The organism is Ahrensia marina (genome assembly GCF_001293565.1).
GTDB lineage: Bacteria > Pseudomonadota > Alphaproteobacteria > Rhizobiales > Rhizobiaceae > Ahrensia > Ahrensia marina.
Genome location: NZ_JXMU01000028.1, coordinates 1 through 11,798, shown reverse-complemented (window position 1 = coordinate 11,798; position 11,798 = coordinate 1). Strand labels below are relative to the sequence as shown.

14 protein-coding genes are annotated in these 11,798 nt (G+C 49.0%); 11 read left to right on the top strand and 3 right to left on the bottom strand.

The window, feature by feature from the left end; genetic code table 11:
• Positions 1-98 precede the first annotated feature (98 nt).
• The 6 genes from SU32_RS15145 (at position 99) to SU32_RS15120 (ending at position 6,596) form a co-directional block, all read left to right on the top strand.
• Complete coding sequence (locus tag SU32_RS15145; RefSeq protein WP_054000224.1) at positions 99-1,235, top strand: PAS domain-containing sensor histidine kinase; 1,137 nt, start codon at positions 99-101, stop codon at positions 1,233-1,235.
• Positions 1,236-1,701: 466 nt separating this feature from the next.
• Positions 1,702-2,721 (top strand): amino acid ABC transporter substrate-binding protein, encoded by a 1,020-nt coding sequence (locus SU32_RS15140; protein ID WP_054000223.1) that lies wholly within the window; start codon positions 1,702-1,704, stop codon positions 2,719-2,721.
• 83 nt (positions 2,722-2,804) lie between these two features.
• A complete protein-coding gene (locus tag SU32_RS15135) occupies positions 2,805-3,986 on the top strand; it encodes an amino acid ABC transporter permease (RefSeq protein WP_054000222.1) in 1,182 nt (393 codons plus the stop codon).
• Between the two features lie 3 nt (positions 3,987-3,989).
• Positions 3,990-5,126: an amino acid ABC transporter permease gene (locus SU32_RS15130; RefSeq protein WP_054000221.1), complete on the top strand. Its 1,137-nt coding sequence runs from the start codon at positions 3,990-3,992 to the stop codon at positions 5,124-5,126.
• A gap of 9 nt (positions 5,127-5,135) precedes the next feature.
• Positions 5,136-5,939, top strand: coding sequence for an amino acid ABC transporter ATP-binding protein (locus SU32_RS15125; protein ID WP_054000220.1), 804 nt, complete (start codon positions 5,136-5,138; stop codon positions 5,937-5,939).
• Positions 5,940-5,972: 33 nt separating this feature from the next.
• Positions 5,973-6,596, top strand: coding sequence for a DUF2459 domain-containing protein (locus tag SU32_RS15120; RefSeq protein WP_160316317.1), 624 nt, complete (start codon positions 5,973-5,975; stop codon positions 6,594-6,596).
• Here the strand turns inward: SU32_RS15120 and SU32_RS15115 are convergent.
• Positions 6,551-7,687 (bottom strand): FAD-dependent oxidoreductase, encoded by a 1,137-nt coding sequence (locus SU32_RS15115; protein WP_054000218.1) that lies wholly within the window; start codon positions 7,685-7,687, stop codon positions 6,551-6,553. The genes SU32_RS15120 and SU32_RS15115 overlap by 46 nt on opposite strands.
• Positions 7,687-7,935: a zinc-finger domain-containing protein gene (locus tag SU32_RS15110; RefSeq protein WP_054000217.1), complete on the bottom strand. Its 249-nt coding sequence runs from the start codon at positions 7,933-7,935 to the stop codon at positions 7,687-7,689. The genes SU32_RS15115 and SU32_RS15110 overlap by 1 nt, the downstream gene beginning before the upstream one ends.
• A 109-nt stretch (positions 7,936-8,044) precedes the next feature.
• Here SU32_RS15110 and SU32_RS15105 point away from each other — a divergent pair, with 109 nt between their 5' ends.
• From SU32_RS15105 to SU32_RS15095, 3 genes are all read left to right on the top strand, one after another.
• Positions 8,045-8,803, top strand: a complete 759-nt coding sequence (locus SU32_RS15105) for an alpha/beta fold hydrolase (RefSeq protein ID WP_054000216.1) — start codon at positions 8,045-8,047, stop codon at positions 8,801-8,803.
• Between the two features lie 75 nt (positions 8,804-8,878).
• Positions 8,879-9,694, top strand: a complete 816-nt coding sequence (cysE, locus tag SU32_RS15100) for a serine O-acetyltransferase (RefSeq protein WP_054000215.1) — start codon at positions 8,879-8,881, stop codon at positions 9,692-9,694.
• 78 nt (positions 9,695-9,772) lie between these two features.
• Complete coding sequence (locus SU32_RS15095; protein ID WP_054000214.1) at positions 9,773-9,994, top strand: DUF3126 family protein; 222 nt, start codon at positions 9,773-9,775, stop codon at positions 9,992-9,994.
• A 12-nt stretch (positions 9,995-10,006) separates the two neighbouring features.
• Here SU32_RS15095 and SU32_RS15090 read toward each other — a convergent pair whose 3' ends face one another.
• Positions 10,007-10,753, bottom strand: a complete 747-nt coding sequence (locus SU32_RS15090) for a hypothetical protein (protein ID WP_054000213.1) — start codon at positions 10,751-10,753, stop codon at positions 10,007-10,009.
• 89 nt (positions 10,754-10,842) lie between these two features.
• Between SU32_RS15090 and SU32_RS15085 the strand changes: the two genes are divergently transcribed.
• Together SU32_RS15085 and SU32_RS15080 are read left to right on the top strand one after the other, a co-directional pair.
• Positions 10,843-11,175 (top strand): hypothetical protein, encoded by a 333-nt coding sequence (locus tag SU32_RS15085; RefSeq protein WP_054000212.1) that lies wholly within the window; start codon positions 10,843-10,845, stop codon positions 11,173-11,175.
• A 35-nt stretch (positions 11,176-11,210) separates the two neighbouring features.
• Positions 11,211-11,738: a gamma carbonic anhydrase family protein gene (locus tag SU32_RS15080; protein WP_054000211.1), complete on the top strand. Its 528-nt coding sequence runs from the start codon at positions 11,211-11,213 to the stop codon at positions 11,736-11,738.
• Positions 11,739-11,798 lie beyond the last annotated feature (60 nt).

Sequence of the window (11,798 nt, the reverse complement as noted above, 5' to 3'; positions counted from 1 at the left end):
AGTAGCCAACTTTTTAGTTTAGTTGAAAAGGGCTTAGGCGCATTGTCCAAAGGATATTGTACGAATCATAGCTGAATTTTGATGAAAAGGGGCATTCATTGAACGACAAGCTTGAGAAGTTATTAGAAACGATAGACTTATATCAGGTTCCGGTATTCGTATTATCCGTGGAAAACCGGGAAATTATCAGATTTGCCGGACTCAACCAATTTCATCAAAATGCAACGGGTCTGCGTCAAAGCGATGTCTTTAACAAGACGCCGCATGAAGTTTTCCCGATGCGGACCGCAGACACTTTGATGCGCAACTATATGCACTGCGTTCATTTGGATGATGTGTACAAATACGAAGAACTCCTTGATCTGGCTTCAGGCGAACAGTGGTGGCAAACGACATTGTCTCCGGTAATGGACGGCGATGAAATGGTCGGAATCCTTGGTGTGGCTTTTGATTGTACTCTGGCAAAGCGGGCTGAAGCAGATCTGGCCAAGGCTGTGCAGGAAGTCAGCCGCATAAATTTTGACTTACAGGCGCTAACCTCCACAACAGTGCATGATTTGCGCGGACCGCTCCGGCAGGCAAAGCTCGTTCTCGAAATCATTCGCGAAGATTTTCAGGATTTAGGCGACAACAAATTGCAACTTCTTGAAACGGGCAGCGATGTGGTTGACCGTGCGCTGGACTTTATTGACAGCCGGCTTGCCCAAGTTGTTGAGAAGACAGAGGTCGACAGTAACGACGCGAGTGTCGACCTTGGACACTGGTGTTCCGATATAATTGCCATTGTCGACCCACTTGCAAAGCTGCAAATCAGCTACCCCGAGATTACGTTGGAATGCGAAAAATTCATTCTTGATATTGGCTTGAGAAATCTGATTGAGAACGCGACGAAGCACGCCAAATCCCGGATTAAAATTGAGGTCATCAATACTGATAATACCATCACGTTCTTTATTTCGGATGACGGTGAGGGCTTCAAAGAGGATATTTTCAAGGAAAGCAATGCGCTGGGCGCGAATATCTCCAAAGACACCAAAAGCGGCGTGGGGCTGACGACAACGCGCTCACTGATAGAATCAAGGCAGGGAAAAATATGGTTGGACGAACCACACCTTGATGGCAAAGGCGCGACAATCGCTTTTTCTGTTTTTGGAAAAGTCCTGCCTGCGCAAGCTATTAGTACACAAGCTATAAGTGAAGATGCCACATCAAATGCGGTCATCGCCGCAGGTTGAAAATAGAAACATTCATGCGGATTATTTTAAATCATACCGCATTATGGCGCTGCTTTTTTCAATCATGAGCTTTCGGCTCAAGAATTGGCGCGGGCTTTGTGCCAATGGTATTTAGACTTTATTTTCAATTCGAAGACACGACATTGGCCTCTTGCCGCAACAGATACGCGCCTGATTTTTAAGCGCGCTGCAACAAGAGTAATCTGCCTGCCTTTATAACTGACAATGCCGTGATGCGGCAGTTCCATAATAGCTGCGCGTTTACCTATCTATGTAGAAAATATAGGTTTTCCTCTTGACGGTTACGTAGTTTTGGCCTTGGGTATATCTTGGGTATTGGGAGGTGCTGATAATTGTTCGTGATCTGGTTAGAACCTGATCGCGGAATTACACAAACACATTCACAAAATTTATTAGTGCTCAGGCCCGTAAATCACAACTTGAGAAACCAAGGGGTTCAACTCATATGAAAACGAAAATTTTTACAGGAATGCTGGCGTCAGCTGCGCTTGCACTTAGTGCATCAACAGCTTCTGCAGCAACGCTAGACGATGTTAAAGCAAAAGGCTTTGTACAGTGCGGCGTTAGCACAGGTCTTTCAGGCTTTTCTGCACCGAACGATGCCGGCGAGTGGTCAGGTATTGATGTTGAATACTGCCGCGGTGTTGCTGCTGCCGTCTTTGGTGATCCATCGAAAGTTAAATTCACAGCGCTGACAGCTAAAGAGCGTTTCACAGCGCTTCAGTCTGGTGAAATTGATATTCTTTCACGTAACACAACATGGACAATGAGCCGTGACACGCAGCTTGGCTTGAACTTTGCTGGCGTAAACTACTACGACGGTCAGGGCTTCATGGTTCGCAAGGCCTTGGGTCTTAATTCAGCTCTTGAACTTTCCGGCGCATCTGTTTGCGTTCAGACAGGTACAACAACAGAATTGAACCTGACAGACTACTTCAAAGCCAATAACATGGAATACAAGCCAGTTGTTTTTGAAAAGCTTGAAGAAGTAAACGCAGCGTATGCGGCTAACCGTTGCGACGTTTATACAACTGACGCATCAGGCCTTTATTCAATCCGTTTGACACTGGACAATCCGGACGAACATACAGTTCTTCCTGAGATTATCTCAAAAGAGCCTCTCGGCCCTGTTGTTCGTCAAGGTGACGACCAGTGGTTCAACATTGCTAAGTGGACACACATCGCAATGGTGAACGCGGAAGAGCTTGGTGTGACTTCTGAAAATGTTGATCTTGAAAAAGACAGCGAAAACCCGAACATCAAGCGTTTGCTTGGTACAGAAGGCAATTTTGGTGAATCAATCGGCCTAGACGCAGAATGGGCTTACAACATCATCAAAACCGTTGGTAACTACGGCGAAGTCTTCGATCGTACAGTTGGTGCAGGTTCACCGCTGAAAATCGAACGCGGCAGAAACGCTTTGTGGACTGATGGTGGCCTGCAATACGGCCCGCCAATCCGTTAATATCCGCGAGACATCATGGCCCATCCCTTTGGATGGGCCATTTTGTATAATAATAATTCACACGCGTTTGGTGATTGAAAACAATGAATAACGACAGCAATGCTCAAAGCAGTAAAGCTTCGCTTTTATACGATCCCGTTGCACGCTCTATATTTTTCCAATGTCTGACTGTCGCCATTGTTGCTTGGCTCGTATATGCCGGTATCAATAATGCGATCACCAACCTTGAAAAAGCTAATGTTGCCTCCGGCTTCGGCTTTCTAAGTGATCGTTCCGGCTTTGACGTAAGTCAGTCATTGATAGAATATACGAATGACAGTTCCTATTTACGCGCCTTTTATGTCGGTTTGACGAACACATTGCTCGTCTCTGCGCTCGGCATATTTTTTGCGACAATAATCGGTTTTGCTGTTGGCATCGGTCGTCTTTCTCAGAACTACCTTATCCGCAAAATATGCATGGTTTATGTTGAGTTGTTACGCAACATTCCACTGCTATTGCAGCTTCTGTTTTGGTACAAAGCCGTTCTCGGCGTGTTGCCGAATGTGCGCGATGCTATGCAGGTTGGTAACATCTATCTTAGTAACCGCGGATTGGCGATCCCAAAGTTCATACCTGAAGCAGGCGCCTCAACAATATTCTGGGCGTTCGTGGTCGGTATTATTGCAACCTTCGTGGTTGCTAAATGGGCTAAAAAACGCCAGATGAAGACCGGACAGCAATTCCCGACCATCCTCGTCGGATTTGGTTTGGTACTCGGTTTGCCATTGCTGGCGCTGATCGTATTGGGCTTTCCATTTGTCATTGAAAATCCGGAACTTGGCGGCTTCAACTTTAGAGGCGGCTCTGTTGTCTTGCCTGAATTTGTGGCGCTTTTGCTGGGCCTTGCGCTCTATACGGCTGCTTTTATCGCCGAGATTGTGCGGTCGGGTATTTTGGCTGTGTCCAAAGGCCAGACAGAAGCCGCTTACGCGCTTGGCATTCGTCCGAATATCACAATGCGTAAAGTGATTGTGCCGCAGGCTATGCGTGTGGTCATTCCGCCGCTTACCAGCCAGTACTTGAACCTGACGAAGAACTCGTCTTTGGCCGTTGCGATCGGATATCCTGATCTTGTGGCTATCTTTTCGGGAACAGTACTCAACCAGACCGGTCAGGCGGTTGAGGTAGTCTTGATGACAATGCTTGTTTACCTGTTTCTATCATTGGTTACATCGACCTTCATGAACTGGTTTAACAGCCGCGTATCGCTGGTGGAGAGATAGACCATGGCACAAGATAGAAATCACTCTCTGGCTTACGTCAGAACAGATATGGTGCAGGACGAACCTGCACCGATCAATTCCAAAGGCCCAATCGCTTGGGTGCGTCAAAATCTTTTTGCGACTATCCCGGATACGATACTAAGCATCGCGGCAATCCTGCTGCTGTTTTATATCATTCCGCCGATGTTCCGCTTTCTGATTACAGATGCTGTCTGGACAGGTGAAAACCGGGAGGCATGTATTGTGCCCGGTGCTGGAGCCTGTTGGGCATTTGTAGACGCAAAGTTCAGCCAGTTCATGTATGGACGTTATCCCGTCGAGGAGCGTTGGCGCGTGGATCTGACAGCGATCCTGCTGATTGCAGGAACGGTGCCTTTGGCCATCCCGTCGGTGCCCTATAAAAAATGGAACACGATTTTCGTCCTCGTAATCTTCCCGATTCTGGCATTCATCCTGCTTACCGGAAGATTGGGGCTGGAGTCTGTTGAAACATCACTCTGGGGCGGCTTGCTCGTTACGCTTGTAGTGGCGATCGTCGGTATTGTTGTATCGTTTCCGTTTGGCATACTGCTGGCTCTGGGGCGACGTTCCAAAATGCCGATCATCAAGATGCTCTCGATTATTTTTATCGAGTTCTGGCGCGGTGTACCGTTGATTACAGTGTTGTTCATGTCATCGGTTATGTTGCCGTTCTTTTTACCGGATGGAGTGTCGTTCGATAAATTGCTCCGGGCACTTGTCGGTGTGACCCTGTTTGCCTCGGCCTACATGGCAGAGGTGATCCGCGGCGGATTGCAGGCAATTCCCAAAGGGCAATATGAGGCCGGTGATGCCATGGCATTGACCTTCTGGCAGAGTATGCGGCTTATCATTTTGCCGCAGGCTTTGACGCTGGTTATTCCAGGCATCGTGAATACCTTCATTGGTCTTTTCAAAGATACAACGCTTGTTCTGATTATCGGTATTTTCGATCTTCTGGGCATTGTTCAACTCAATTTCACCGATGCGAATTGGGCTTCAGCGAAAACGCCGGCGACAGGTTTGATCTTCGCGGCTTTTATTTACTTTATTTTCTGTTTCGGCATGTCTCGTTATTCCATGTATATGGAACGTCGTCTCGACACTGGCCACAAAAGTTAGGATTACCAAATGGCAACTGAAAACGCCGTAAAAGAAGACGCGAAAAGCGTCGACCGTTCAAAAATGCAGGTGTCGGATACCGATGTCGCTGTTGAAATCGACGGCATGCATAAGTGGTATGGCGACTTCCATGTACTTAAAGATATCAACCTGAAAGTGATGCGCGGCGAGCGTATTGTTATTGCGGGGCCATCCGGTTCCGGCAAATCAACAATGATCCGCTGTATCAACCGTCTGGAAGAGCACCAGAAGGGCAAGATTATTGTCGACGGTATCGAGTTGACCAACGATCTGAAAAAGATTGATGAAGTGCGCCGCGAAGTTGGCATGGTGTTCCAGCACTTCAATCTATTTCCGCATCTGACGATTTTGGAAAACTGTACATTGGCGCCAATCTGGGTGCGTAAAACACCTAAGAAGGAAGCCGAAGAGCGCGCCATGCACTTCCTTGAGCGCGTGAAAATTCCGGAGCAGGCCCATAAATATCCAGGCCAGCTTTCCGGTGGTCAGCAGCAACGTGTGGCGATTGCCCGCTCATTGTGCATGAACCCGCGCATCATGCTTTTCGATGAGCCAACATCCGCGCTCGATCCTGAAATGATCAAAGAAGTACTTGATACGATGGTTGGCTTGGCCGAAGAGGGCATGACCATGCTCTGCGTAACGCACGAAATGGGCTTTGCCCGTCAGGTTGCGAACCGTGTTATTTTCATGGACCAGGGCCAGATTGTTGAACAGAACGAGCCGGACGAGTTCTTTGACAATCCGCAGCACGAGCGCACGAAACTGTTCTTGAGTCAGATCCTGCACTAATTGTTGCGTATCTTAAAATATTTAGCAGGCGCCGTGATCCTAGTGATTGCGGCGCTTTTGCTCGGCGCTGTACCTTTTCCGGCATCATCAGATCACGCAGGTTCAGCCAAAGACCGTGTGACGATCTATGTCCTCTCAAACGGCTTTCATTCGGATATTGCGGTTCCTCGGCTTGATGGACAGACGTTTGAGCAGCTTGGCCTTAGCGAGCAGGACTATCCTGTCCAGATCGATCATGTAAAATATTGGGCGTTCGGCTGGGGCTCAAAAACAGCCTATACCAGCTTGCTGGCTGTATCAGATTTAACTGTCGGAATTGCCGCAAAAGCACTCGCTTTTGATGAGACGGTCATGCACATCACGCCGCTTGGCGACTTAAAGGCAGGCGAGAACATATTTGCCTTTGAGATATCAAAATCGCAATATCAAGCCTTGCTTAAAAATATGGCGCGTTTCTTTGCCAGCAAAAACCCGCTTGACGTAACGCAGGGGGTTGGTGACCGGTTCTACGCCGGAAACGGGCGTTTTGCGCCCTGGCTCAGTTGTAATACGTGGACGGGCAGGCGGCTGAGGGAAATTGGTATTGGTGTGGGCCTCTGGACACCGACATCTCAAGCGCTGGAGTTCGGGCTCCACGCGGTGGCATCAAAATCATAGATCCAGCTTTGCCGTGCCATCAGCCGTTCCGGACCGAGCATAGCCATGCCGGAATCACGTATCTTCGCCATCGGTTGGGGAAGGTGATATATTTGCCGGTTCTGCCGCGCTGTCGCCGCGACTTTCGTTGTGCGTTTTTCACGCGCAATCGCCCAGTGCCGTAAGGCTTTCGGGTTACTTTTTAACTTGGATATCGCTGTTGCCAGCATAAAGGCATCTTCTATTGCCATGGCCCCGCCTTGCGCGGCGAAAGGCAGCATTCCATGCGCCGCGTCACCCATAAACACGAAAGGGCCATTGAGCCGGCTTGCCATAGTCGGTGCTGCCCGGAGCGGCCAGGCTATCCATTCGTTTTGCTTTTCGAGCAATGGCTTCCATTTGGATGACCATTTGTCAAAACCGCTGCGGATATCTGTGCCTTCTGCTAAAATTGCAACGGCATTCAATTCTAGGCCGGATGCGATGGGATAGGTGACCAAATGCGCCGCACTGCTAAGGCACAATGTGGTTGAATGGTTTGAGAATGCCTCAGGACGTTCATCCATCGCGAAAGTCGCGCGCCATGCGATCAAGCCGGTATCAACGGCATCCAGCGCAAAACACTGTTTGCGAAGCTTGGAGTTCACACCATCGGCCACAATGACAAGATCAAAGAAATCACCCAAAATGTCCGCTTTACCGTTTTCAAGCGGCACGCGCTCAATCTGAGCGCCAAGATTGGTCGCAATCTTTGGCGAGCGTTCACAGGCTTGTGCCAAGGCTTTTTGCAAATCCGCACGGTGGACTGAAAGATAGGGCGCGCCAAACTGTTTTTCGATTGTCTGGCCCAGCGGCAATTGAACAATCGGTTTGCCGGACCGTCCGGAATAGATTTTGATTGCACGCGGTGCGCTGGCAAAGCCGTTGATTGCGGGCATCAGGCCAAGCTTTTCAAGCGGCTTTACGGCATTTGGCGAAAGCTGAATACCGGCGCCGACCTCTTTGAGAGCGGTTGCCTGCTCGAAAATGGTTGAGTGAAAGCCGCGCTGTGCCAGTGCGAGGGCGCAGGTAAGACCTGCGATACCGCCACCAATGATGGCGATATTAGGCATTATGCGGCTTTGGACGTATCAAACGCACAGCCTTGCGGCGTGGTTTCGTCAGCTTTCAGTGCGCCATTATAGACGTAAAGTGTCGAGCAATACGGACAGACTTTCTCTGAGTCGCCACCCATATCCAAAAACACATGCGGGTGATCATAAGGTGGCAAAGCACCGATACACATGAATTCTTTCACACCAACTTCAATACGCGCATGTCCTTCGCTATTGTGAAAATGAGGTGTTTTACCGCCAGCCATGCTGAATTCTCCGTTGATATCGCTCAAAACCTTTTGTCTGGCTATGCTCTAGCCAATCTTGAATAAAATTTCTACATAGCAAATCGGCTTTCTCAAAGATGGATTCAATATGCCCGACTTTTATCACGATGACTTGAATTTCGCATTCCATGATGAGGGGTCGCGTGATGCAACGCCGATTTTGCTTATTCATGGCTTTGCGTCCAACAAACGGGTCAATTGGGTAAGCCCGGGTTGGGTGCAAACCCTGACTGATGCCGGTTACCGCGTTATTGCCATCGACAATCGTGGCCATGGTGAAAGCGACAAGCCCCATGAACCTGAAGCTTACACGCCGGAAACAATGGCTGATGACGCGGCCGCTCTGCTCGATCATCTTGATATCCGGCAGGCGCATGTCATGGGTTATTCGATGGGTGCGCGAATTTCAGCGTTTCTGGCGCTGAGGCACCCGGATAAAGTGAAAAGTCTTATTTTCGGCGGTCTCGGCATCGGCATGGTCGAAGGTGTCGGCGAATGGGATCCGATTGCCGATGCGCTACTCGCACCCTCATTGGACGATGTGACGCACGAGCAGGGGCGTACATTCCGTAAATTTGCCGACCAGACAAAATCGGACCGTTTTGCGCTTGCCGCATGCATAAAATCTTCCCGCACGCTGATTTCCAAAGAAGATATGGCAAAAATTACCGTCCCGACATTGGTTGCGGTTGGAACAAAGGACGACATTGCCGGCAGTCCTGCGGCGTTGGCAGAGCTGATGGAAAACGCGCAAGCCTTTGAAATTGAACGCAGAGATCATATGTTGGCTGTTGGCGATGCATCGTTCAAAAAAACTGCATTAAGCTTTTTGAACGATCAACTTTGATTGATTATGTAGCCGTGCTACTTTGTGATGTAAGTGATGCTCGATAACGAGACGCAACGAATAGTGGAACTGACGATGTCAACTTCAAATCCAAGCGCCGCGCGTGAACAGATCAATCCGGTTGATCCTATCTGGTCGTCGATACGCAACGAAGCGCAACAAGCGATCAATGATGAAGCGTTACTCGGTGCTTTCATGTATGCGTCGATCCTTAATCACAAGACGCTTGAAGACGCCGTGGCACACCGCATCGCTGAACGTCTTGATCATGCGGATGTGCCTGCTGACATCATTCGCCATGCGTTTGGTGAACTCGCGCAAAGTGATGATAATTTCGGTCACTTTATGCGTGTCGATATTCAGGCGATCTATGACCGCGACCCTGCATGCCGCCGTTATCTGGAGCCTGTGCTTTATTTCAAAGGTTTTCACGCAATTCAGGCGCACCGTCTGGCCCACTGGCTGCTTAACAATGGCCGCCGTGATCTGGCGCTTTATATTCAAAGCCGTTCATCATCCGTGTTCCAAACAGATATCAATCCGGCAGCGCGTATCGGCAAGGGTATTTTCCTTGACCACGCAACCGGTCTGGTTGTCGGTGAAACAGCGGTCATCGGCGATGATGTATCCATTCTTCATGCTGTAACGCTTGGCGGTACGGGCAAGGAAGGCTCTGACCGGCATCCGAAAATTGGCAACGGCGTGTTGATTGGCGCGGGTGCCAAAATCCTTGGCAATATCAAGATAGGCCATTGTTCGAAAATCGCCGCAGGTTCCGTTGTATTGGCAGAGATACCGCCGATGAAAACTGCAGCGGGTGTGCCTGCGAAAGTTGTGGGCGACAGTGGTTGTTCAGAGCCGTCCCGTGCGATGGACCAATTGATTGGATAATCATGCGGCTAGCGGTTGCACTGAATCAATGAGCATGGTTCACAGCGGCCAGCCTGAATACAAAACAATAATTGGAGAATGAGCGTGAACGCTGACGAATTAGCATTGCTGACAAAATATTTTCAAAAGACGTTTAACAACGCGACATTGGCTGTCAGAGCGCGTCCGAAAATCAAGGATTCTGCGGAACTTTATATCGGTGAAGAGTTTTTGGGCGTTGTGACAAAAATCATTGATGAGGGCGAAACCTCTTATGATCTTTCAATGTCGATTCTGGATTTTGATCTCGAAGAACTTTAAGCCTTAAGCGCTTCATTTGCCGACTGATATGCGGTCGGCAAATGCACTTATTTCCTTTGAAAAACGCTGCCATTCAACAAGCTTCGATGTGGCAAAGCGGAATTTAGCTTCAGTATTATTGCCGATAAATATATCTGTCTCGCAGGGTAAAAGCAGGGCGGGTCCATCACCGGTTGACGCTTGGCAACGCGCAATAAATTCCGGACGGTCAGCGCCCGCCGCCAAGCTGTAAACAAGCTTTTCATTCACATAGCCATATTCGGCCAGCAATGGCGCTACATATAAACCGTTCTTCAGCTTCTTGATTTTCGATTGGTCAATGGCATCAAGATAGACAGGCTGGAAGCGATCCGCCATGTCCAAAAAACTACGGCGTTTCGTTAGACCAGCCATAACCAGCTCAATTTTTTTGGGGTCCGCTTCGCGAAAAGCCGGTGCAAGTTCAACGGAATAGCCGCTTTGGGTCGGCCAGTGTAAATAGATATCGAGTCGTGACGTGCTGCCACTGTTGCGTTGGTCAGCATGACGAATCATGTTGGCGGGAATTTCAAAACCGTCATTGCCGATAAAAACAGATAAAACAGTTTCATCTGTTGAGTGACCGGCATGGCTCATGCGCTCACCATAGAACGAGCCGAACAAATACAATGCCAACGACAAAATGGCCAAAATTCCAAAAACAGAAAACACACGCCAAACGATCCGCGGCATGCCTTGGCTGATATTTTCCTCTGACGGGCTTATGGCCTGCGCGGGCATTAACTACTCCGGTAAAGTCTGGAATCAGGTGCTAGGCACAACAACTATTGAGCAGTATCATGGTAAATAGTTAGTAAAGAGTATGTGTAATGTTTGTTTTGATGATGATAATCGCCGGAATGACTGTCGCATTGGCGATTTATTTCCTTTTGGCTGCAATTTTCCCGGAAGAACCAAATTTGGATCGATATACGGTGGAAGATCTCGGCGTTATCCTATCGGCACTGGTGTTTGTCTTTTGCGGGCCGGTACTGGTCTTAAAGTTGTGGAATGCAGGCGAGGGAGGGCACAGTATTGTTAATACAGCTCATCTCGATCTTATTGCCAAAGGCGTAATCGCAAGCACTTGGAGCGGTATTTTGGGATTTGCTATCGTGCAGTCCGCCTATCTGATACTTGTGCCCAAGACATGGCCTATCTAGGTTTGGCAAGAATGACGCAGTGTCGGGAGTAAGTAATGACAGTTTACACTTTAGCGGACAGAAAACCTGATTATCACGGCAGCGGACCGGCATTTGTAGCAGATGATGCGCAAATTATCGGCGATATTGTGCTTGGTCAGGACACCGGCATCTGGTTCGGGGTGGTGCTGCGCGGCGACAATGAACAGATCAATATTGGCGCCAGGACCAATGTTCAGGAACATGTCTGTATGCATACCGATATGGGCTACCCGCTGACAATCGCAGAGGGGTGCACAATCGGTCACCGCGCAATGCTGCACGGCTGCACGATTGGCGAAAACTCTCTCATCGGTATTGGCGCGATTGTTCTTAACGGTGCGAAAATAGGCAAGAATTCGCTTGTGGGTGCTGGTGCTCTTGTGACCGAAGGGAAAGAGTTTCCCGACAACAGTTTGATTGTCGGGTCACCGGCCAAAGCCATTCGCACACTGGATGAAAAAGCCGAACAGATGCTGCGTGATTCCGCCGAAAGCTATGTGCAAAACGCCAAACGCTTTGCGAAGGACTTAAAGAAAATCTAGAGCGTGTCTGCTTTTCATTGAATCACTTCCACGCTCTAACCCTTTGATTTGCCGCATGTC